Source organism: Paracoccus sp. 08, from assembly GCF_024105395.1.
GTDB lineage: Bacteria > Pseudomonadota > Alphaproteobacteria > Rhodobacterales > Rhodobacteraceae > Paracoccus > Paracoccus marcusii.
Genome location: NZ_WEKR01000026.1, coordinates 1 through 20,717, shown reverse-complemented (window position 1 = coordinate 20,717; position 20,717 = coordinate 1). Strand labels below are relative to the sequence as shown.

The window sequence follows — 20,717 nt, the reverse complement described above, 5'->3', positions numbered from 1 at the left end:
TTGCGGGGCCGATAGCACCGCCGGATCAGGTCGGCAACGGAAATAGTCAACTTTAGCGCTCCTCAACGAGGGCGTCGCAGGGTGGCGGTGTTGCGGCGACGGAAATATCAGCGTCGGCACAGGGAGTTGTGCCGACGCTGTCAACTCTAAGGCTTATCCTGCTTATTTCGCGCCGTCGCGGACGTCGACCTCGGGGCGGTCGTCGCCCGAGACGTCCTCCTCGCGCCAGGTGCCCTTTTCGTCCTGATACTGGACGACTTCCGACTCGCCGCTCAACTGTTGCCGCGCGGCGACGTCGTTGGCGGCGGCGGTCGCCTGTTCCTTTGTGGGATATGTTTCCGAGAACACGTCGTCCAGCTTGTAGGCCCAGCCACCGTCATGCTCGACGATCTCGTACACGATCTTGGTCATTCGCTTTGTCCTTGCTTGGGCAGGCGCACGGTCACGCGTCGTCCGGTCCGCGCGATTGCCTGTTTTCGCAGCTCCCGCATCAACGGCCCGCCTGCTCGCTCCGTTCCGCGAAAACTTTCCCGGCCCTGCATGCTCGCTGGCAGGCGCGTCAGAACGCGTATTCCATCTCGATCCGGGCAGCCATGCCGCGGTCGGGGTCGGCCGCGTCGGACCCCCCGGCGAACCAGCCGATCGCCGCGTCGATCTCCAGTGCATCGGTCGGGCGGAGGCCCAGAACCAAGTCCAGCGCGTCGCCCAGGTGGCTGTCCTGTCCCTGTGTCACCGACACGCGGCGATAGTGGTGGTACAGCAGATCGACCGATACCGCGTCGTTTGCGGTCAGGCCGACGCCGGCGGTCGCGATGCGGATGTCGCTCAGATCGGGATCAAGCGCCTCGCCATAGTATTTCAGCTTGGCGAACCCGCCCAGACGCGCCTCGTTCGACTGCAGCCCGGTCTGGCGATAGGCGCGGTCGGTGCCGTCGTCGGGGTCGCCGTCGCCGCTGCCTTGGGCAAAGGCCACCGTCACGCGCGGCTGCAGGTCGTGATCCTCCCACAGGCGGGTTGCGCCGATGTCGAACCCGTATCCCTTCAGGCGGCGGTCGTCGTCCGATCCGCGCGACAGCCCCGCATCCGCCCAATAGGTCAGGCCGTCGCCCAACTCTCCCCAGGACCGCAGGCCCAGGGACAGCTGCTCTCCGGCGCCCCTCTCGCGGTCGTCGCCAAGGATGGCGAAGGCCTCGACAAAGCGGTCATCAACTGGTTCCATCTGCGCAAGCAGGCCGTAATAGGCGATGCGGTCGCCGCGCGACCCCGGCTCGAACAGGGTGCGGGGCAGCCAGCCCACGCGGCCTGCCAGCGCGTCGACGCGTACCGGACCTGCGTCGAAGCGGGCCATGATACCGTCGATGTTCTCGTCGATCAGCCATTCACGTTCGTCGCGGTACAGCCACCGCCCGGCGCGAATGCGAAAGCCGTCGTCATACTGCAGATAGGCCTGATTGACGCGCGCGGTGTTGGTCGTGCTGCGCGGCTCTCCGCGTTCCCAGACCCGTTCGGAGAAGACGTCGAATTCGAAGAAACCGGACCATGTTTCCTCTGACGCGACCTCGCCGATCAGGCGGAACAGCGGGCTGACGGCCCCCTCACGGTCCCGGTCGCCATTATCCGTCTGCCGTTCATAGGCCAAGTCCAGCTGCAGCGACCGACGGAACTCGATCGCGGGCGGATCGGCCAGGGCCGGGACGGGAAGGGACAGGGTCGCGGCAATCAGCGGGGGGCCGATACGGTCCATGCGCAAGTTCTCTCTTGGGAATCAGGTTGGCTGGTGGTGGGTGGCGCAGGCTCTGAGGGACTGCTCGATCAGCGCGTCCGTGATGTGCCTGCGATCATCGAAACGAAGGCTGATGCGGATGTGGCGGGCCAGCGACAGCGTACGCATGGTTGCGGTGCGCCGGGGGCAGGGCAGGGGGCGGATGCCGGCATAGCCGTCCAGGAAGGCCCGGGCCGATGCGCTCAGTGCGCCGACGTCGCCCGTGGTCCGCAGGGCGTATTCGTCCAGATGCGCCAGGAAATTGCCCAGGTCCACCGCCGGGTCGCCCACCGCGTAGAGGTCCAGATCGACCAGCCAGACCTGCGCATCGGCGATCAGCACCTGGTCGAAATAGAAATCGCGGTGGATGCCGCAATGCTGGTCGTCGCAAAGCCGGCCCATCCGATCCCTGGCGGCGTGCAGGATGCGCCGCAGTTCCGCCTTTCGCGCGGGCAACAGCTCTGCCGCCTGGTTCAGGGCGCGATCCAGGACCGACAGCTCGTCCGCGTGGGTCCAGCGGCGGTCGGTGACGGGCGGCACGTTGTGCAGATGGGCCAGCGCCATCCCGGTTCGCGCCATCGCCGCGACATCCGTCGGGGTCAGGGGGCGGCCGGGCACCTCGTCCTGCAACCACATCCGCATCGTGTCGACAATGCCGCGGGCGCGCGGGACACCCGCCCCGTGCGGTGCCTGACCGTCCAGACCGGCACCGCGCAGGGCATCGTGGATGGCGGGCATGCGGCCGTCCGTCCCCTTGGCACGCAGCTTGCCCAGGATGGCCGTGGTCGCCCCGCCAGTCGGATAGCGGACCAGTGCCCTGCGGCCCGGCTTGTGGCGGAGGAGTTGGGGGCGGCTCGTGAGATCAAGCCCCGTCGCCGTCTGCAGCGCGGGCCGCGCTTGGTCTGGGTCCAGGGCGGCGTCCAGCTGCGGCATGGCGGGGTCCGCGGATGCGCCGCGCATGACCTGGGCCGCACGGTCCAAGAGGGTCCGCGCGCGCGCAGGCCAGTCGGGATGGCGGGCACGAAACCCCTCGGTCACCAGCAACATCAGGGCGCGGGCATGGTGGAGGGGCAGCGTGACGGGCCCGTCGCCATAGCCGCCCAGGACCGCGCCCGCTATGGCATCGGCCTGGACGCGCGACAGGATGCCGTCCAGCACCTGCGCATCGATCCGGGCCAGGAAGCTGCCCAGATCGCGGGCCGGATCGCCGCAGCCGGCGTTGTCCCAGTCCAGGATGACCGGACCATCGGCCCCCATCACCACCTGATCCGCGCTGAAATCGCCGTGCACCATCACCGGATCGAACGTGGCCTGGGCCAGCCGGTCGGCCAGATCGGTCGCGATGTCATGGGCCAGGACGCTCAGGTCGGCATCCAGCGGCGCAAGATCGGCGGCGGCGGTCAGGACCGACCTTGCATCGGCCGGGGCGGTCCATGCGGCGGCGGGTCGGAACGGATCGACATGCAGCGCAGCCAGGGCCGCGCCGATCCGCGTGCAGGCGTCCGCGTCGGGCGCGTGACCGGTCATCTGCGGGCAGACGGGGCGGCCCGGCACCCACGCGGTCATCATCGCGCGCAAGCCGCTGTCGGCCCCCAGCAGGGCGGCCTGCCCATGCGCCATGGCCGCAGTCGCGCCGACAAGCGCCTGGTCAAAGCCCGCCCCGGCCATGATCTTCAGAACCCCTCGCGGCTGGCCGTCAAGGTCGAGGCGGGCCACCAGCCGTCGCCCCGGCTTGTAGCGCAGCAGGATCAGGTCGCCCGCGGCCAGATGCGGCTGCACACCGGTCACGCGCCGCAGGGCGTCCTGTCGCCGTGCAGGGTCCAGGAACCGCGCAAGGCTGCGCAGATGACGGTCCAGCCGCGCCGGGATGACGATCACGCCGCGGTCGGGCAGCATCACGACATCGGGGTTGTCGCGCCAACGGGACCGGCGGCTTTCCTCGGCATACCGATCGGGGGCATAGGCATAGGCGGCCAGCGCCTCTCCGTCCGCGGACAGGAACGACGCGACGCAGCTGACCCCGGGTTTGTAGCGCAGATAGGCCGGCTGCAAGGCGTCACGGCCCGAGGCCGCCGCCATCGCCTGCGCGTCCAGCATCAGCGGCAGACCGACCAGCGCCGGATCACGGTCGCAGATCGCGCGATCAGCCGGCGACAGCATGCAGCGCCCCCCCATCCTGACCACGACCCTGCAGCGCCCACAGACGGGCATAGCGTCCCCCGCGCGCCAGCAGGTCGGCATGGCTGCCCTGTTCGGCCACCCGGCCCGCCTCCAGGAACATGATGCGGTCCGCGCGGGCGGCCTGGGACAGGTCGTGGGTGATCAGCAGGCTGGTGCGGCCCTTGGCCAGGCGCCAGATCGCCTCGGACACGGTGGCCTCGTTGCTGCTGTCCAAGCCGGTCGTGGGCTCGTCCAGGACCAGCACCGGACAGCGGCGCAGGGCGGCGCGGGCGATGGCGATGCGCTGGCGCTGACCCGCGGACAGGGTGGCGCCGCGTTCCGCGACCTGGGCGTCATAGCCGTCGGGCAGGGCCGCGATGAAGTCATGCGCATTGGCCAGCCGGGCTGCGGCCTCGATCTCGTCCCGGGTGACGTCGCGGCCGGCGCCCAAGGCGATGTTGTCGGCCAACGTGCCGCTGAACAGGACCGTCTCCTGTGGAACAAAGCCGATCTGGCGGCGCAGGCTGGTCATCGTCACGTCGCGGATGTCCTGCCCGTCGATCAGGATGCGCCCGCCCGACGGATCGTAAAGGCGCAGAAGCAGTCCGGCCAACGTGGACTTGCCCGCCCCGGACGGCCCGGTCAGCGCCACGTTCGTGCCCGCCGGAATGTCCAGCGTCAGCCCGTCCAGCGTGGGCCGACACCCGCCATAGCCGAAGGTCAGGCCGTCGAATGTGATCCGCCCGGCATAGGCGGGGGCGGCCACGGCATCGGCGCGGTCGCGGATCTCGGGCACCTCGTCCAGCAGCTGGACGACCCGCTCGCCCGCGGCGCTGGCCTTGGCCAGACGGGACGCGTATTTGGCATAGCCCCGGATGGGCCGGAACGTCGCCTTGAGATAGGTGATGAAGACCAGCAGGTCGCCCGGCGTCAGCCGCCCGCGCAGCACCTGCAACGTGCCGAAATAAAGAACCAGCGCGATGGCGCAGGCGACCAGCAGGTCGACCAGCCGTTCCAGCCCCGCCGCGATGCGCTTGGCCCGCACGTCGCCCGCCATGCTGGTGCCGTTCGCACCGGAGAAGGTGTCGGCCGCGCGATCCTCGATCGACAGGGCCTGAACCGTGCGCATGGAGGACATCGCCTCGGCCGCGGTGGCGGCCATCTGGCCCTCGACCTTGCGCTGCTTCCGGCTGGCGGCCTGGATCTTCTTTCCTGCGCGGATGGACGCGAACCACAGAACCGGCAGCGGAATCAGCGCGATCAACGCCAGCTGCCAGTCCAGCACCATCATCACGGCGACCATGCCCAGCAGGACCAGCACGTTCGCGGCCAGCGGCAGGGCGGCAATGACGGCAGTCTCCTTGAGCATGGCCACGTCGCCGATCAGGCGCATGGTCAAATCGCCCGCCTTGGACCGGGTGTGAAAGCCAAGCGACAGTCCCTGCAGGTGCCGGAACAGGTCGCCGCGGACCTGGGTCAGCACCCGGTTGCCGACGATCGCAAAGCCGATGGTCGCCAGGTACTGGAACAGCGCGCGCAGCCCGATGATGCCCACCAAGCCAACCGCGCACAGCGCCAGAAGCGTCATGGAGTCCAGCGTATCCACCGCCGCGACCCCCGATCCGCCTGTTCCCGCCGTGCCGGATGGCACCACGCGGTCGATGACGAATTTCAGCGGCCAGGGTTCCAGCAGTCGCATCAGCGTCGCGCTGACCAGCGCGGTGGTCGCCCCCGCCAGCACCGCCCGATGCGGGCGCAGATAGGGGGCAAACCGATGCAGCACGCGGCGCAGGCCCGGCAGCGATTCCGTCAGCGTCTCGGGACGCGATCGTGACATCACGCGGCCTCCTGTCCTGCGGCGCCGGCACGGGCGATGATGCGGGACACGATGCGGTCCCACCCGTGATGGGCCAGAACCTCGGCGCGGGCGCGTGCGCCCATCGCGGTGGCCGCCGCGGGATCGCGGGCCAGACCCGCAAGGGCCGCGGCCAGGGCGTCCGGATCATCCGGTACCACGGTGGCGCCAAGTCGGCCCCGGTCCAGCACCTGGGCCAGATCGCCCACGTCGCTGGCCACCACTGGCAGCCCCGCAGCCATGTATTCATAGAGCTTCAGCGGAGAGAAATAGAACGGCTGATCGCCCCGATAGGGGGCCGTCGCGACATGCATCCGCGCCAGCCAGCCGGGGATCTGGTCGGGCTGGACCGCCCCCGTCAAGTGGGCCGCGTCCGACAGGGAAAGCTGGTCCAACCGGTCCAGGATCGCCGCCCGTTGCGGCCCGTCACCCACGATCAGCAGGCGCGCATCGGGAACGGGCCCCCGTCGCAGCAGGGCAAAGGCATCGACCAGGGTCGCGGTGTCGTGCCAAGGCTTCAGCGTGCCGACGAAGCCCACGGTGAACGGCCCATCCGGCGCAGGGCTGCCGTCGAAACGTGCCGCATCGACGCCGTTGGGGATGACCGCCACCCGGTCGGGCAGGGCACCCAGGTCGCGGGCGTAATCCGCCGCCACCGCCGACACCGCCGCGACCAGACGGGCGGCCCCGAAAGCCCGGCGGGCGCTGGCTTGGGCGTCCGACTGGCGGACCATGTGGCGGTGACGGGTCTGCTCGGCGATCAGGGGGGCGTTCAGTTCCAGGGCAGAGGGTACGCCGCCGCGACTAGCCCATTCCATCGCCCCATGCGCGAACAACGCGTGGCGTTCATAGACCAAGTCGAACGGCCCCGCCTGCGTCAGCGCCGCGGCGACCGTCTCGTTCAGCGCCAACGCCCAAGCGGCACGCGCTTCCGCGTCGTCGCCACGCGGCGCCCCGGGCAGGGGGTGCAGCGCGACAGTCGCGAACTCCGCCGCGGGCGCCACCGCCAGGCACGGAGAGAACAGCGTCACCCGGTGGCCCATCGCCAGCAGCACCCGCAGCACGGATTGCACATGGATCGACGCACCCTTGGTGCCGAAGGGCGGAATGCCAGGATCGGTGGTGACATAGGCGACGTGCATCACGCGGACCTCTGCTGGGGAAGGTCGGTGCCCGCGATGGCGTCGTGCCAGATGGCGCGAAGCCGCGCGGCGTTGACGTGCTGGTCGAATTCCTGCGCGATCAACGCGCGTCCCGCGGTCGAGAACCGCTGCCGCAGGTCCGCATCGTCCAGCATCCGCGCAAGCGCCGTGGCCAGCGCCTGGGGGTCGCCTTCGGGGACGCAGAACCCGGTCTGCCCGTCGCGGACCAGTTCCGGGATGCCGGTGACGGCGGTCGAGACGCAGGGCGTTCCCAGAGCCATCGCCTCCAGCAGGACGGTGGGCAGGCCGTCGCGGTTGCCGTCGTGGCCCACCACGCAGGGGCAGGCGAAGACGGCAGCCTGGCGCATCATCGCGATCACCTCGGATTGCGGACGCGGGCCCGCGAGGGTGACCGCATCGCCCAGGTCGGCGGCGGCGATCTGGGCCGCCAGATAGGACGCCTCGTCCCCGCCGCCCACGATGGTGCAACGCACGCTGCGGCCCTGATCGCGCAGCAGGCGCACGGCCTCGATCAGGATATGGAACCCCTTCTTCTCGACCAGGCGTCCGACCGCCAGGATGTCGGTCGCATCGGGTGCGGGGTGCTGATGGGCGAAACGGTCCAGGTCCAGGCCGTTGTAGATGCGGCTGACATTGGTCGCGTCCTGGCCAAAGCGCTGTTCCAGATAGCCGACATTGTAGTCCGACACGGTGACGACATGGGCCGCGTCGCGCAGCTTCTCGTCCAGGCGGATGTTCTCCTCGTAGTCGAAATAGATGTCCTTGGCATGCGCCGTGAAGGTATAGCCGATCCCCGCCAGCTGTGCCGCCAGCCGCGCCACCGTCGTGGACACGGTGCCGAAATGCGCGTGCAGATGCGCCACCCCGCGTTCGCGGCAGGCCAGCGCCAGCTCCAGCGCCTGCGCGACATCCTGGCCGCTGCTGTTCTTCATCTGGCCCAGCAGGGTCCATGACGCCGCGGGCAGCCCGGCCCGGGCGCGCATCATCAGCCGCCAGAACGCGTCCGGGTTCTTCAGCCGTTCGGTCAGTCGGGTGACGGGTGCGCGGACCTTGCCCAGGTTGTCCTGAAAGTGCGTCTCCTCGACCGGGCGCAGCGAGAAGATCTCGATCGGCTGGCCCGCGGCCTCGTGCGCCAGGATCTCGTTGACGATGAACGTCTCGGAATAGCGGGGATAGCGCTTCAGGACATAGCCGATCTTGGGTGCGGACATGGGAGGACGGTTCCTTGTGTCGGGTCTTCAGGCCAGGCGGCGCAGGGATTTGCGGGGGGCCAGCATCCGCGTGGCCATCGCGGTGACGCGCGACAGCCCGTCCAGGTCCACGCCACGGGGTCCCGCCTGCCGGGTCACCGCGCGGCCCAGCCAGTCGCCGATGGCGGCGGGCGACAGCACATCGGGATGAATCATGTTGGCGATGCCGCGATCCTGCATGCGCTGCGCGCGGATCAGTTGTTCGGTGCGCGGCCGGACCCGCGGGACCACCAGCGACGGCAGGCCGAACGACATCATCTCGCAGGCGGTGTTGTAGCCGCACATCGCCACAAGCGTCGCCGCGCGCGCGGCCAGCCCCACCGGTTCGGCCACGAAATCGACCACGGTCAGGTCGGTCCGGCCCTGCGCCAGCGCCGCCACGCGAGCCCGTGCCTCGGGCGGCATCTGCGTGCCAGTGATCAGGATGCCCTGATGGCCCGCGGGCATGGGCGCCGCGGCGAAGGCCGTGCACAGGGCCACCCCGTCGCGCCCGCCGCCCACCTGGCACAAAACGAACGGGCGCGCATCGCCCCCCGTCACCTGCAGCGGGTCGGCCCCCTGCGCATCGGGCGACAGGCGCGCCCGCTGGTCCAGATAGCCGGTATAGGTCACGCGGGCGGACAGTTCGGGGCCCAGCCCGTATTCGTCGGCCGTGGGAAAGAACGCCGGGTCGCCATAGACCCAGATGTCGTCGTAATGATCTTGCAGCGCCTCGAAGTTGCGCTGGCGCAGCCATTGCTGTCGCATGACGGACGGCCGGTCGATGATGTCGCGCAGCCCCAGCACGATTCGCGTGCGGCCCGACCGCTTCAGTGCGCGCAGGGTCGGGCCCAGCTCGTACTGGGCACCGCGGGGCACGTTGTCGACGATCATCAGGTCGGGCTGAAAGTTCTTGACGGCGGCCCGGATCGTCGCCGCGCGGATGTCGCACAGCGCGTCGACCCCGATGCCCAGGTCGCGGGCATGATAGGTGCCGTCGGAGGCCTTGGCATAGGCCGGCAGCGTCAGGCAGTCGACGCCCGCGGGCAGGGCGAATGCCCCGGCCTCGCGCATGCCGGCCACCAGCAGCACCTCGGGGTCGTGACCGCAGTCGCGGATCGCCTGCGCCAGCAGCATGTTGCGCCGCAGATGACCAAAGCCCAGAGTGTCGTGCGAATACAGGACCACCCGCGGCGCGCGGGTCCGCTGACGGCGCAGCGCGGCGGCGTATTGCAGCGGATCGGCGGGGTTCATCTTGGTCATCGGGCCCTCGGGATCTGGGTGTGCGAAGGTGATTGGACGGCAGCGTCTTCGTGCTTCCAAAATATTGGCGTGCGATCCAAAGCTGCAAATTAGAAGATCATTAGAGCCGCGCATCGGCGTTTTTACGGCTGCGAAGTTGCGCTAGTCTGCCGTCTCAGGCGGCACCGTGCCGCCACCGGCCGGGAACGCAAAGCCATGAGAATCCGCACGAAAATCATGCTCAGTCATTTGGCCGGCCTAGTCACGGTCACGCTTGTGTGTCTGGCGATCATCATCGGGCTGGGCCTGACGCGCGAGGACCGGCGGCAGCTTCAGACATCCTATGCGCAGCTGCGCAACATCAACCTGGTGGCGGTCGACGCAAACAAGCTGTCCGCTCAGATCGCAGAACTGTTCGTCGCCGGGGACCAGGACGCCGAGATCCGCGAGGCGCGCGATTCGCTGCTGTCCGGGCTGCAGCGCCAGCGCGACCTGATCCGCGAGGAGCATGCGCTGGCCGGAGAGCCCGATGCGACCTGGGGCGGACTGGACCGCGTCGCCCAGATGGAGATCAAGGTGCAGGAGATCGACCAGTCGCGCCTGCTGATCCAGGATCACCTGCAGGCGGGTCGGCGCGCAGAGGCGCTGCAGGTGTTCAACACGCGCATCTATCACCAGCTGGGGCAGGTGCTGCTGGAGCTGGTCGAGGAGGCGACGGTGCGCGAACGTGCCGAGGTTGCCGAGGCGCTGGCCAGTTCGTCCCGCCTGTCGGAGCGCGCCGTCGATCTGGCCATCGGGCTGATCGTGGTCGTGGCGGTCTTGGGCGTCGCGAACATCGTGATGATGAACCGCGCGATCCTGCGCCCCGTCTCGGCGCTCTACGCGGGGGCCGAGGCAGTCGGGCGGGGCGATCTGACGCATGTGATCGACAATCCGTCGCCCGACGAGCTGGGCAACCTGTCGCGCCGCTTCAACCAGATGACCGGACAGATCCGCGACCAGCGCGACAGCCTGCTGCAGGCGCAGTCCACGCTGTCCCAGCAGGTCGAGGAGCGCACCCGCGAACTGCGCGAACGGTCGGAGGCGCTGGTGGCCAGCAACGATCGGCTGCGGTCGGTCGATGCCAGCCGCGCGAACTTCTTCGCCGATATCAGCCACGAGCTGCGCACGCCGCTGACGATCCTGCGCGGCCAAGCCGAGATGGCGATCCGCMCCCCCGACGCCGATGCCGCCACCCTGCAGCAGGTGCTGTCCGAGATCGTCCGCAAGACCGACCAGATCGGGCGGCTGATCGATGACCTGCTGTTCCTGGCGCGGTCGGAATCGGGCTCGATCATGGTCAACCGCACGCGTGTCGTGCTGCAGGACATCGTGGGTGACGTGTTGCTGGACGGCCAGAACATGGCGATGCGCCCCGGCGTGCGCATCCGTCCCAGCCAGCCCAGCGAACCGGTCGAGGTGCGCGGCGACCCCGACCGCCTGCGTCAGGCCGTGCTGATCGCGCTGGACAACGCGATCCGCTTGGCGCCCGCCGACACCACCGTCAGCCTGGAGCTGGCGCAGTCACAGGATCACGCCCATATCCGCGTGCGCGACCAGGGGCCGGGCTTTACGGGCGACGAACTGGGCAGCGCCTTCACCCGCTTCTACAGCGCGCGCCCGTCGCGGCCGCGGTCGGGTCGCGGGTTGGGCCTTGGGCTGTCCATCGCGAAATGGATCGTCGACCAGCATGACGGCGCCATCCGCATCGACAGCGCGCCTGGCCGCGGCGCCGTGGTCGAGATCACCATGCCGTTGGCACGCAGGGCCGTCGCATGAGCCCCGATCGCGTCCTGGTGGTCGAGGACGACACCGAGATCGCCGCCCTGCTGGCCGGTGGCCTGACGGCCGAGGGCTATCACGTCGATCTGGCCGACTGCGCGGCGGGGCTGGACCAGCGGTTGCGGGACGGGGGCTATGACCTGGTCGTGCTGGACCGGATGCTGCCCGACGGCGACGGCGCCGACCTGTGCCAGGAGATCCGCGCGGCGGGCCATGACGTGATGATCCTGATGCTGACCGCCAAGGACGCGCTGGCCGAGAAGCTGGAGGGGCTGGGGGCAGGGGCCGACGACTACATGACCAAGCCCTTCGCCTTCGAGGAACTGCTGGCCCGCATCGCGGTCCTGCTGCGCCGTGCGCCTGCGCGCGAGGACCGCCCGTCCCGCATCGTCATCGGCGATCTGTGCCTGGACCTGGACACCAAGACCGCGACGCGACGCGACCGCGACCTGGACCTGACCGCGACCGAGTTCTCGCTGCTGCGGTTTCTGGCAGAGCGTCCCGACAAGGTTCAGTCGCGCGTGGACATCCTGAAGGGTGTCTGGGGATACAATTTCGACCCGCAGACCAACATCGTCGAGGTCTATATCGCCTATCTGCGCAAGAAGCTGGATCAGGACGGTGATGAGCGGATGATCCACAACCAGCGCGGATTCGGGTATCTGCTGTCGGCCCGGTGACGCGGTCCTGTCATGAAAGCTTCACTGGCGCCGGGGTTATTATTCCATTATTCGGGAATCATGGAACATGACCGTGCCGCCCACGCCTTTGCCACCCTTGGCCATCCCGGGCGCCTTGCCGTCGCCCGACTTCTGATGCGTTTTGCCCCCCGCGCCGTCCGCCCGACCGAGATCGCGCAGGCGCTGGGGCTGAAGCCGAACACCCTGTCGCACTATCTGTCCGACCTGACGGGATGCGGGCTAGTCGCCGTGCGGCGACAGGGGCGGTCGCTGCTCTATTCGATCGATGTCGATGCGACGGGCCGCCTGCTGGGCTATCTGGCAATGGACCTTGGCCGCGCGCGCCCGGACGTTCTGACCAGCATCCCACAATCCAAGGAGCCGACCGTGACGCATACCGGTTTCCATGTCCTGTTCATCTGTTCAGGCAATTCCGCCCGATCGCTCTATGCCGAGGCGCTGCTGCGCGATCTGGGCGGCAATCGGTTCATCGCCCATTCGGCAGGCACCCGGGCGGGAACGCATCCGAACCCCCTTGCGCTGCAGGTGCTGGACCGCAACGGCCACGACACGACCACCCTGCGGTCCAAGCATCTGTCCGAGTTCCAGTCACCCGACGCCCCCAGGATGGATTTCGTCTTCACCGTCTGCGACACCTCCGCGGCCGAGGAATGCCCCCCTTGGCCCGGCCAGCCGATCACCGGGCATTGGGGACTGCCCGACCCGGTCAAGGCGCAGGGGACGGACGCCGAACGGGCGCTGGTCTTTGCCCGGACCTATGCCGCCCTGCGCCGCCGGATCGAAGCCTTTGCCGCCCTGCCGGTGGCCAGCCTGGACCGAATCTCGCTTCAGAACCGGGTTGATCAGATTGATGCCCGCGAACTTGCCAAGGACTGAACCCATGACCCGAATCGCACTGAATGGCCTGGGCCGCATCGGAAAGCTGGCCCTGCGCCGGATGTTCGACCTGGGCCTGGGGGACCGGATCGTCCTGCTGAACGACGCGGCGGGCGATGCCGATCAGCACGCCCTGCTGATGGAATTCGACAGCGTTCACGGCCGCTGGCCCAAGCCCGTCGCGGCAGACGGCGCAGCGTTGGTCCTGGATGGCCACCGCATCCCGCTGACGCATCACCGGACCATCGACGCCCTGCCGCTGCGTGACCTGGAGGTCGACCTGGTGATCGACGCGACGGGCGTGTTCAAGACCGCGGACCGGATCGCGCCCTATTTCGATGCCGGCGTGGCGCGTGTCGTGGTCAGCGCACCGGTCAAGGATGGCGGGGCGTTGAACCTGGTCTATGGCGTGAACCATCACCTCTATGACGGCAGCCAGCGGATCGTGACGGCGGCCAGCTGCACGACGAACTGCCTGGCCCCGGTGGTCAAGGTCGTCCACGAGGCCCTGGGCATCCGCCACGGGTCGATCACCACGATCCATGACGTCACCAACACGCAGACCATCGTCGACCGACCGGCCAAGGACATGCGCCGCGCGCGCTCGGCGCTGATGAACCTCATTCCCACGACGACCGGCAGCGCCACGGCGATCACGCTGATCTATCCCGAACTGAAGGGTCGGCTGAACGGCCACGCGGTCCGGGTGCCGCTGCTGAACGCCTCGCTGACCGACTGCGTGTTCGAGGTCGAGCGTCCGACAAGCGTGGAGGAGGTCAACGCCCTGTTCGCCGCCGCCGCGGCGGGACCGCTGGACGGCATCCTGGGCTATGAGACGCGGCCGCTGGTGTCGACCGACTATGTCAACGATCCGCGCAGCGCGATCATCGACGCGGGATCGACGATGGTCGTGAACGGGACGCAGGTCAAAATCTATGCCTGGTACGACAACGAATGGGGCTATGCCTGCCGGCTGGTCGATGTCGCGCGCATGGTCGCGGGACGGATGGCATGAACCCGGTCCGCGCCTATGCCGCGGTGACGGCGGCCTATTGGGCGTTCATGCTGTCGGACGGCGCGCTGCGCATGCTGGTGCTGCTGCACTTCAACGGACTGGGCTTTTCCCCGGTCCAGCTGGCATGGCTGTTCCTGCTGTACGAGGCTGCGGGGATCGTCACGAACCTGGCCGCGGGCTGGCTGGCGGCCAGGTTCGGGCTGGCGGCGACCCTGTACGCGGGCCTGGGCATCCAGATCGCGGCCTTGGCGACACTGGCGCAGCTGGACCCGGCATGGAGCGTCACGGCATCGGTGATGTTCGTGATGGCGGTGCAGGGCGCGTCGGGTGTCGCCAAGGATCTGTCCAAGATGTCGACGAAATCGGCGGTCAAGGTCCTTGCCCCCGCCGCCGATGGCGGGCTGTTCCGATGGGTGGCTGCGCTGACCGGGTCCAAGAACGCCGTCAAGGGCCTGGGCTTTTTCCTGGGCGCCGCACTGCTGGCCTTTGCTGGGTTCCAGGCGGCGATCTGGGGCATGGCCGCGGTGCTGGCCGCGATTCTTCTGGCGGTGGTCCTGTTCCTGCCCGCGGGCCTGCCCGGTCGGGTAAAGGCGGCCGAAGGATGGTCAGGCTGGCGGTCGCGGGACAGCCGCGTGAACCGGCTGTCCCTGGCGCGCATGTTCCTGTTCGGTGCGCGCGACGTGTGGTTCGTGGTGGGCATCCCGATCTACTTTCAGGCCGTCCTGTCCGATGGCACCGCCGAAGGGCGGCGCGAGGCCTTCTTTCTGGTCGGCGGTTTCATGGCGCTGTGGATCATCCTTTATGGTGCGGTTCAGGCCGCCGCCCCGCGCATCCTGGGCGGCGCCGGCCGACCCGAGGCGCAGATCACCCGGGACGCGGTCCGGTGGGCAGGTCGGCTGGTGCCCATCCCCTTCGTGATGGCGGCGGCGGTCGTGATCGCGGGCGATCCTGCGCCGTGGCTGACGATGCTGCTGGTTCTGGGGCTGCTGGTCTTCGGCTTCGTCTTTGCGGTCAATTCGTCCGTTCATTCATACCTGATCCTGGCCTTTGGTCAGGCACAGCGGATCACGCGGGATGTCGGGTTCTATTACATGGCGAACGCGGCGGGCCGCCTGATCGGGACGCTGCTGTCGGGCCTGTCCTATCAGGTCGGTGGGCTGCCGCTGTGCCTGGCCACCGCCGGCGCGATGGCGGCGGCCAGCTGGTGGGCGGCACGCCGCCTGCTGATCGACAGCCCGGAAAGCGTGGGGCCGGCCCGCTGAAGGCCGTCCTGCATCCTTTACGGTCGCAGCAGAAAACCCCGCGTGCGCGGCACGGGCGCGCAGCGGCGCAGGAACCGTCGCGCCTGCCACCCTGACCGGATATGCGCAAGCGCCAGTCGGGGTCCTGCGGCGGCGATGACCTCGGTCGCGCGGTCGCGATGAAACTGCCGCGAGGTACGGGCATAGGCGATGGCACCCAGCGTGTGCCAGCCGAACGTCTCGCGGCACCCCTCTCCCATGCCCGGCCGCGTGCGGTTGTGATAACGCAGCGACCGCCACGCGACGCGGGCGACCTGCACCGGGCTGGACGGATCAACCCAGATCAGAAGATGGGCACGGGCGGCGCGCTCATGCATCGTCTCGTAATGACCGCCCTCGATGATCCAGTGCTCCTGTGCATGGATCTCGCGCGTCAGGGCATCAAGCTCGCCGGTGCTACGATGGACAAAGCCCGGCATCCAGCTCAGCTGATCCATGTGGTACGCGGGCAGGCCGGCCAACGCGGCCAGCCGCATCGCCAGCCAGGACTTTCCCGTCCCTGACCCGCCCAGAACCATCACCCGTGTCACCAAACTCATCCATCCCCCAACCGCTCACGAACGCGCGATCAACACGCTCTTCGCGGATTGGTTCGGATTTGGCAGGATAATTTCAGCTTGGGACGATTCACGCCGATCCTTGCGAGACGCTGGTTCCGCAACCTCGCAGCGCGGAGGACGTCCATGCGTGGGATCGGTCGGCGGTGTGGGGATGGTAGGCCCGGCAGGACTATCCAACACGCCGAAAAATGAGCCAAATCAACGCGGCAGTGTCCCACGCTGCCTGACATGGCGCTCTATAAGATTCAATCGGTTAGGGTTGCCGGTGTCCCACGTTTTACCAGTCAATTCCGGTCATGCGCTGCATGGCCAGATCCGCCAGTCGATCGCGATCCGCGCCGGCGGTGTAGATCTCGCTCGTCTTCGCATTCGAGTGGCCGTGTACACTCATGACTTCGTACTGGCTGGCCCCATTCATCGCCAACAGTTCGCCAGCGGATTTCCTGATGCCATGCGCGGATAACCCTGCAAGACCGGCTTGGCGGGTCCAGTCTGCAAACTTGTTGCCAAAGGCGTTCTTGCTGGCAAACGGCTTGCCATGCTCTGTGAGCAGATACGTCGGCCCGATGATGGTTTGCGCCCGGATGGCGGCCTGGAGCGGCGACAGCATCGGTATCCGGACGCGCGAACTGCCCCGCTTCTCGGGTTGCCAGTCCAACCAGGTAACGCCGTTGCGTTGCATCTCGTGGGTGCGGCCAAGGCGATAGACGTCCCCGAGGCGGCATGCCGTGAACATCAGCAGCGACAGTGCCAGATGGGCCATGGTGCCCTCTGGGTGCCGCTCCCGGTACTTTAGTAGATCATCTGGTGTCCATGCCGTCGCGCCGGTGCCGCGGTTTATTTTGCCGATGCCCGCGGCCGGGTTCGCCTTACAATGACCTCGATCAGTATCCCATGCATACATGGCGCGGACAGCTTTGATGAAGTTGTCTGCAGCACCTGGCGTCGCGGCCTTCTTGTCGCGCAGCAGGATCAGCTGCGACTGCGGCATGGCTGCGCTGTACTCTCCGACCTCGGATGCCAGCCATAGCAGAAACTGACCGCGCTGGTGGGCTGTGGCCTTGTGCAGGTGGCCCTGTTCCTGCATGTCCTTCATCGCTATGCGGTACAGATCGACTAGCCAGCCAACCGAACCCTTGATAGCGCTCGGTGCGTCAGCCTCCGGCGGCAGCTGAATGCCCGCTCGCGCTGCGTGGTAGTGTTCGCCAAATCGTGGATGCTCAGGCCCTGCATTCAGCAGGACGCGGACACGTTTGTCGCCTGCCTTCCGAACGCGCCAGCGCACGGTGCCTGACGGCAGGACCTCGCGCAGCAGGCCGGGGTATTGCAGGCGCATTTCATCACTCACTGGGCCATTCCTTAGGGGCCACAAGATCAACGGGCAGCGTCTCTGGCGCAAGTGCCTTCGGCAGGATGCGCACGCGGCCAGGTTCGACGATGATCTCGCCAACTGAGATGCCGGCGCGGGTCAGGCAATCGAGCGTGCGGGACATGTCGGCAGACGATACGGCACGGGGTCTTCCCATCTGGTCAATACCTCCTGTCGCGGGATGGCGTTGGGGGGGACTTGCTCATGTGCTTTCCTCTGCCCGGCGCCGGACCTCGTTATCGATCGCATGCTTGATTGTGCTGTGATCGCGACGCAGGGCCCGGCCGATCTGTGACAGGGTAAGCCCGCGCCGATGCGCGATGTAACACACCAGTTCCCGAACCCTGCAGACATGCGCGGCGCGGCTGCGCCCGAAGACGGCGTGCACACTGTTCCCAGTGTGTGAGCAGACCTCGATGGCAATCTGACGAACTGTCACGCGGGGTTCGGTCAGGGTCCCGATCGTTGTCAAGTCGACCTGGTCCATGAAGGGCTCGCTGACCGACTTAGGCACGCAATGGCTTGTTCCCCTGACCATGTGTGTCAATCCCTACCTCGTGCGCGCGGCTTCGATCCCTTCGCAGCCGTTCGCGCTTGGCGGATTGGTTCGTTTTCGGCGTTCAGGCGGCGCAGCTCGTCGCGCGTCTGTTCCATCATCTTGCGGGTAAACAGCTTGCCGCCGGTCATGCAGGCGTCGATCTGGCCTGCGAGGTATTCTGCGCGGGTGGTCATCAGTGCACCGCCTTTCGGTCGCCATTCGTGGCAATATCTTCGGCCATGCTTTCCCGATCCGCGCGCAGTTCGTCTTCGGACAGGTCGAACCAGTTTTCTGCTTCGCCGTTTTCGAGCGCCTCATCCATTTGGCGCACCACGTTAGACAGCATCGGGGCACAGTCGAAGCACAGCGAACATCCGTCCGTCGTGCTGGCGTATTTCTCGCCATCGACGATCGCCTTGGAGCATGCCTCGCAGGTGCCCACACGCTCAGGCACCTCGCCCCCCTCTTGCGCGGGGGCAGCCTGCGACTCGCGGCGGTTCCAACGCTCGGCAGTCTCTGACTGCGCCTGGCGCAGGCGTTCATCAGGATCGCCCTGGACAGATCTAACCGTCTTTGTGCTCCAATCCGGACTGAGGCCTGCGTTGCACTTGAAGCTGGTGCAGCGGACGGCCGCACCATAGTAGGCAGCCGCGCACCCGCAGAATGGGCACGACGCCAATGTTGTCAGATCATCAGGGGCGTTCATCCCGTCATCTCCTGTTCTTGGACGGCATAACCGCCCCATTGATCAGCGCTGGCATCGGCGACGCCTGCGAATGTTCTGCTCCGGATCTTCCAGCGGTCCGGGCCTGGCGGTGCGCGGTGGATCGCGCTCCATGCCTTCCACTCGGCACTGCCGCGTTCCGGCTCGGACAACATGTTTGTCGCCACCAGCTGCGGCAGGCCACGCAGGTAAAAGCCGGTGGCCTTGTAGGCGGTCTCGCCGAACCAGAACGGCTGCACGATTTGCGGCGCGGGCAGGTCCGCCGGCATCCTGTCCTTAGCGAGGTCGTTCATTTCGGGGTTCTCGATCGCTACCCGCTCGATCGGCGCGCGCCAGCAAGCGGTAAACAGATCCACGCCCTCCTCGAACTCTTCGCGCATGCTCGACCACGTACGGCCCTTGGGCAGCTGCTTGGGCGGCGTCCACTTGCCGGGCCCAGACATCCAGCGGCGGCCGGATCGGCACAGGCGGGTGCAGGGCGGGTGCATGACCGCCATCAGGTCCCAGCCATCGTCCAGGATGTCGCGAACGTCGCCCCGGATGTGGCGGTTGCTGCCGTCCTCGGCCGCAAGGAGGTCGCAGGACCAGACGTCGTGGCCGCGGGCCGCGAAGGCTCGGCGCATCACGCCGGATGTCTCGCAGGCGATCAGCACGCGCATGCTGCGGCATTCATTTAAGAACACGCTTACCCAGCTTGATCTGCGCGACCATCGCCAAGGTTAGATGTTCCTCGATTAGCTTTCCGTGGATTTCAGGGCGAACGGGGAGGTTTCCAATAATCGTCATGGCCGAGGCCTCCGTCTGAAGGGGTGTTTGCGGATTAGTTGCTCGACGGTCAGGCCGCGCACCTAGGCGGGTCGAAGCGGATAGCCTGCATGATGCCGGCTCTGCGCAACTCGGCGGCAATGGCTCGGACCTGGTCAGCATGGCACTCGCAGATCACTGCGATGTCCTCGACGCCTAGGCCTTCGCGCAGGCAGGAAATCACCAGATTGCGGGAGGGCGGCACAGCAACGGTCATGCAAGGAACCACCAGGCAAGCGCACCGCCCACCGCCCCGCCGATCGCCGCGACTACGAGGTATGCAACGATCGCCATCGACGGCAGCGGGTCGTCTGTAGGTTCAATGCCGAACCGCGTTGCGCGCAGGCGGGCAATGCGCTCCGCATCGGCGGTGTTTGCAGGATGGTACGGGGCACTCGGTGCAGGGCGCATGGCCATGGCTCCATTCGATTGCTGGGAGTGGGGAACTGGCGCTGTGGCGCGCCAGTCGGGTGCTTGATCAGCGCGCGCCGATCTCGGGTGTACCCATCAGCAGCGGCACGGCGGTCTGTTCGTGCGCCCACGCGAGAGCCTCGCGAGCGGCATCGCGCAGCGCGGCGTCCGGGTTATAGAGGGTGGCGAAGAATTTTACTTCCGAGCCTGCTTTCCGGTAGCGGAAGCGGACCGCCAGCCGGTACAGCGCACCCTCCTCGAAAACCGGAATGGCGATCATGAAAAGGTTGGGCAGGCGCAGGGGCTGTCCGTCCGGATCCCGATGCTCGTCCAGGAACTGAACCTGCGTCTCACCGGTGTCGCGGTTGGTGGTCACTTGCAGATGGCCGACCTCGTGTACGGCGAAGCTACGCGACAGCTGAACCAGCGTGGCGTACTGCCCAAAGCGGCCTTGGAGCTTCTGCGCGACCTCGACCATGCGCTGTTCCCAAGCCTCGGCACCATCGGCACGATTGGCCAGGAGGGCGGGGGTCGGGTCCAGCAGGTCGTTGGCGTTCTCTTCGATGAACTCGCCGAACTGGTCCTTAGTCAGCGCCTGCCCGCTGATCGCCGTCCAGCGCTTCCATTCCTCGGACACCGGGAAAGTGTAAAGCGCGGTGTGGCGACCATAGCTTGCGGTGGGATCGCCCGAAGCAGGGTCGATCGTCGGCGCACCGGCGCCGTGATAGTCGATGATCGACAGCAGCTGCGGCTTAGGCTGAATTTGGGCGAACAGGACAGTGTCGTCGCCCTTGAAGCGATTGGTCCACTCAATGAGGCTAGGCAGGTCGGAGACGACAGCCTTGCCGGTCCGCTGCATCGGTTTGAGAACCTCGATAGCCTTGCGGTGCTGCTCGGTCAGATCGTGCAGACGCATGTCCGACGGGGCGGCAATGATTGAGCTGCTACCGGTTTTGTGGGCAGCAGGTTAAGCTAGCATAGCGCGGGCCTCGAACTCCATGGGGCTGAGATAGCCCAGTTTCGAATGGCGCCGCCGCGGGTTGTAGAAGCGTTCGATGTAGTCGAAGATATCGGCGCGGGCTTCATTTCGGGTCCGATACACTTTTCGGGCGGTGCGTTCAGTTTTCAGCGTTGAGAAGAAACTTTCCATCGCCGAGTTGTCCCAGACATTGCCCGCTCTGCTCAT

The 20,717-nt window shown here is 67.4% G+C and carries 22 protein-coding genes; 5 read left to right on the top strand and 17 right to left on the bottom strand.

What is annotated here, in order from left to right; genetic code table 11:
* Positions 1-162: 162 nt before the first annotated feature.
* The 7 genes from GBO37_RS10535 to GBO37_RS10505 form a co-directional block, all read right to left on the bottom strand.
* The gene (locus tag GBO37_RS10535; protein ID WP_217845918.1) at positions 163-411 is read right to left on the bottom strand and encodes a DUF2188 domain-containing protein; all 249 of its coding nucleotides are present in this window, start codon (positions 409-411) and stop codon (positions 163-165) included.
* A gap of 148 nt (positions 412-559) precedes the next feature.
* On the bottom strand, positions 560-1,744 hold the full coding sequence (locus GBO37_RS10530) for an alginate export family protein (RefSeq protein ID WP_252928865.1): 1,185 nt from the start codon (positions 1,742-1,744) through the stop codon (positions 560-562).
* Positions 1,745-1,765: 21 nt separating this feature from the next.
* Positions 1,766-3,922, bottom strand: coding sequence for an aminoglycoside phosphotransferase family protein (locus tag GBO37_RS10525; RefSeq protein ID WP_252928864.1), 2,157 nt, complete (start codon positions 3,920-3,922; stop codon positions 1,766-1,768).
* A complete protein-coding gene (locus tag GBO37_RS10520) occupies positions 3,906-5,759 on the bottom strand; it encodes an ABC transporter ATP-binding protein (protein WP_252928862.1) in 1,854 nt (617 codons plus the stop codon). The genes GBO37_RS10525 and GBO37_RS10520 overlap by 17 nt, the downstream gene beginning before the upstream one ends.
* Positions 5,759-6,919, bottom strand: a complete 1,161-nt coding sequence (locus GBO37_RS10515) for a glycosyltransferase family 4 protein (RefSeq protein WP_252928860.1) — start codon at positions 6,917-6,919, stop codon at positions 5,759-5,761. The genes GBO37_RS10520 and GBO37_RS10515 overlap by 1 nt, the downstream gene beginning before the upstream one ends.
* The gene (locus GBO37_RS10510; RefSeq protein WP_252928858.1) at positions 6,919-8,151 is read right to left on the bottom strand and encodes a glycosyltransferase family 4 protein; all 1,233 of its coding nucleotides are present in this window, start codon (positions 8,149-8,151) and stop codon (positions 6,919-6,921) included. Before GBO37_RS10510 ends, GBO37_RS10515 begins: the two co-directional genes overlap by 1 nt.
* 27 nt (positions 8,152-8,178) lie before the next feature.
* Positions 8,179-9,432, bottom strand: a complete 1,254-nt coding sequence (locus GBO37_RS10505) for a glycosyltransferase family protein (RefSeq protein WP_252928856.1) — start codon at positions 9,430-9,432, stop codon at positions 8,179-8,181.
* A 216-nt stretch (positions 9,433-9,648) separates the two neighbouring features.
* Here GBO37_RS10505 and GBO37_RS10500 point away from each other — a divergent pair, with 216 nt between their 5' ends.
* The 5 genes from GBO37_RS10500 to arsJ are packed head-to-tail and all read left to right on the top strand — an operon-like array spanning position 9,649 to position 15,086.
* Positions 9,649-11,229 carry an ATP-binding protein gene (locus GBO37_RS10500; protein ID WP_252928854.1) on the top strand — a complete coding sequence of 527 codons (1,581 nt, stop codon included), beginning with the start codon at positions 9,649-9,651 and terminating at the stop codon, positions 11,227-11,229.
* Positions 11,226-11,912 carry a response regulator transcription factor gene (locus GBO37_RS10495; RefSeq protein ID WP_127898772.1) on the top strand — a complete coding sequence of 229 codons (687 nt, stop codon included), beginning with the start codon at positions 11,226-11,228 and terminating at the stop codon, positions 11,910-11,912. The genes GBO37_RS10500 and GBO37_RS10495 overlap by 4 nt, the downstream gene beginning before the upstream one ends.
* A gap of 60 nt (positions 11,913-11,972) precedes the next feature.
* A complete protein-coding gene (locus GBO37_RS10490; RefSeq protein WP_252928852.1) occupies positions 11,973-12,809 on the top strand; it encodes an ArsR family transcriptional regulator in 837 nt (278 codons plus the stop codon).
* Between the two features lie 4 nt (positions 12,810-12,813).
* The gene (locus tag GBO37_RS10485; RefSeq protein WP_252928850.1) at positions 12,814-13,824 is read left to right on the top strand and encodes an ArsJ-associated glyceraldehyde-3-phosphate dehydrogenase; all 1,011 of its coding nucleotides are present in this window, start codon (positions 12,814-12,816) and stop codon (positions 13,822-13,824) included.
* A complete protein-coding gene (arsJ, locus tag GBO37_RS10480) occupies positions 13,821-15,086 on the top strand; it encodes an organoarsenical effux MFS transporter ArsJ (RefSeq protein ID WP_252928848.1) in 1,266 nt (421 codons plus the stop codon). The genes GBO37_RS10485 and arsJ overlap by 4 nt, the downstream gene beginning before the upstream one ends.
* 17 nt (positions 15,087-15,103) lie before the next feature.
* On the opposite strand, the gene GBO37_RS10475 is transcribed toward arsJ, so the two are convergent.
* From GBO37_RS10475 to GBO37_RS10430, 10 genes are all read right to left on the bottom strand, one after another.
* Positions 15,104-15,664, bottom strand: coding sequence for an AAA family ATPase (locus GBO37_RS10475; protein ID WP_252928847.1), 561 nt, complete (start codon positions 15,662-15,664; stop codon positions 15,104-15,106).
* Positions 15,665-15,962: 298 nt separating this feature from the next.
* Positions 15,963-17,033 (bottom strand): tyrosine-type recombinase/integrase, encoded by a 1,071-nt coding sequence (gene xerC / locus GBO37_RS21615; RefSeq protein ID WP_252928845.1) that lies wholly within the window; start codon positions 17,031-17,033, stop codon positions 15,963-15,965.
* Entirely contained in the window at positions 17,026-17,211 is a 186-nt protein-coding gene (locus GBO37_RS10465; protein ID WP_252928843.1) for a hypothetical protein, read from the bottom strand. Before GBO37_RS10465 ends, xerC begins: the two co-directional genes overlap by 8 nt.
* Before the next feature lie 45 nt (positions 17,212-17,256).
* Positions 17,257-17,541, bottom strand: a complete 285-nt coding sequence (locus GBO37_RS10460) for a helix-turn-helix domain-containing protein (protein WP_252928840.1) — start codon at positions 17,539-17,541, stop codon at positions 17,257-17,259.
* Between the two features lie 56 nt (positions 17,542-17,597).
* Complete coding sequence (locus GBO37_RS10455) at positions 17,598-17,786, bottom strand: hypothetical protein (RefSeq protein WP_252928838.1); 189 nt, start codon at positions 17,784-17,786, stop codon at positions 17,598-17,600.
* Positions 17,786-18,298 carry a hypothetical protein gene (locus GBO37_RS10450; RefSeq protein ID WP_252928836.1) on the bottom strand — a complete coding sequence of 171 codons (513 nt, stop codon included), beginning with the start codon at positions 18,296-18,298 and terminating at the stop codon, positions 17,786-17,788. Before GBO37_RS10450 ends, GBO37_RS10455 begins: the two co-directional genes overlap by 1 nt.
* Positions 18,295-18,975, bottom strand: a complete 681-nt coding sequence (locus GBO37_RS10445; RefSeq protein WP_252928834.1) for a hypothetical protein — start codon at positions 18,973-18,975, stop codon at positions 18,295-18,297. The genes GBO37_RS10450 and GBO37_RS10445 overlap by 4 nt, the downstream gene beginning before the upstream one ends.
* 176 nt (positions 18,976-19,151) lie before the next feature.
* Complete coding sequence (locus GBO37_RS10440) at positions 19,152-19,337, bottom strand: hypothetical protein (protein WP_252928832.1); 186 nt, start codon at positions 19,335-19,337, stop codon at positions 19,152-19,154.
* Between the two features lie 261 nt (positions 19,338-19,598).
* Positions 19,599-20,465, bottom strand: a complete 867-nt coding sequence (locus GBO37_RS10435) for a DUF2303 family protein (RefSeq protein ID WP_371927551.1) — start codon at positions 20,463-20,465, stop codon at positions 19,599-19,601.
* 33 nt (positions 20,466-20,498) lie between these two features.
* Positions 20,499-20,717, bottom strand: a 219-nt coding sequence (locus tag GBO37_RS10430; protein WP_252927878.1) for an IS3 family transposase, incomplete at its 5' end; no start/stop codon positions are given.

Bases quoted from the DNA above. Each gene is read 5' to 3' on its own strand.
- GBO37_RS10490 (WP_252928852.1), top strand. From the start codon at position 11,973: ATGGAACATGACCGTGCCGCCCACGCCTTTGCCACCCTTGGCCATCCC.
- arsJ (WP_252928848.1), top strand. From the start codon at position 13,821: ATGAACCCGGTCCGCGCCTATGCCGCGGTGACGGCGGCCTATTGGGCG.
- GBO37_RS10495 (WP_127898772.1), top strand. From the start codon at position 11,226: ATGAGCCCCGATCGCGTCCTGGTGGTCGAGGACGACACCGAGATCGCC.
- GBO37_RS10465 (WP_252928843.1), bottom strand. From the start codon at position 17,211: ATGGGAAGACCCCGTGCCGTATCGTCTGCCGACATGTCCCGCACGCTC.
- GBO37_RS10520 (WP_252928862.1), bottom strand. From the start codon at position 5,759: ATGTCACGATCGCGTCCCGAGACGCTGACGGAATCGCTGCCGGGCCTG.
- GBO37_RS10485 (WP_252928850.1), top strand. From the start codon at position 12,814: ATGACCCGAATCGCACTGAATGGCCTGGGCCGCATCGGAAAGCTGGCC.
- GBO37_RS10460 (WP_252928840.1), bottom strand. From the start codon at position 17,541: ATGGACCAGGTCGACTTGACAACGATCGGGACCCTGACCGAACCCCGC.
- GBO37_RS10525 (WP_252928864.1), bottom strand. From the start codon at position 3,922: ATGCTGTCGCCGGCTGATCGCGCGATCTGCGACCGTGATCCGGCGCTG.
- GBO37_RS10530 (WP_252928865.1), bottom strand. From the start codon at position 1,744: ATGGACCGTATCGGCCCCCCGCTGATTGCCGCGACCCTGTCCCTTCCC.
- GBO37_RS10505 (WP_252928856.1), bottom strand. From the start codon at position 9,432: ATGACCAAGATGAACCCCGCCGATCCGCTGCAATACGCCGCCGCGCTG.
- GBO37_RS10445 (WP_252928834.1), bottom strand. From the start codon at position 18,975: ATGCGCGTGCTGATCGCCTGCGAGACATCCGGCGTGATGCGCCGAGCC.
- GBO37_RS10515 (WP_252928860.1), bottom strand. From the start codon at position 6,919: ATGCACGTCGCCTATGTCACCACCGATCCTGGCATTCCGCCCTTCGGC.
- GBO37_RS10510 (WP_252928858.1), bottom strand. From the start codon at position 8,151: ATGTCCGCACCCAAGATCGGCTATGTCCTGAAGCGCTATCCCCGCTAT.
- GBO37_RS10475 (WP_252928847.1), bottom strand. From the start codon at position 15,664: ATGAGTTTGGTGACACGGGTGATGGTTCTGGGCGGGTCAGGGACGGGA.
- GBO37_RS10440 (WP_252928832.1), bottom strand. From the start codon at position 19,337: ATGACCGTTGCTGTGCCGCCCTCCCGCAATCTGGTGATTTCCTGCCTG.
- GBO37_RS10450 (WP_252928836.1), bottom strand. From the start codon at position 18,298: ATGAACGCCCCTGATGATCTGACAACATTGGCGTCGTGCCCATTCTGC.
- GBO37_RS10455 (WP_252928838.1), bottom strand. From the start codon at position 17,786: ATGACCACCCGCGCAGAATACCTCGCAGGCCAGATCGACGCCTGCATG.
- GBO37_RS10535 (WP_217845918.1), bottom strand. From the start codon at position 411: ATGACCAAGATCGTGTACGAGATCGTCGAGCATGACGGTGGCTGGGCC.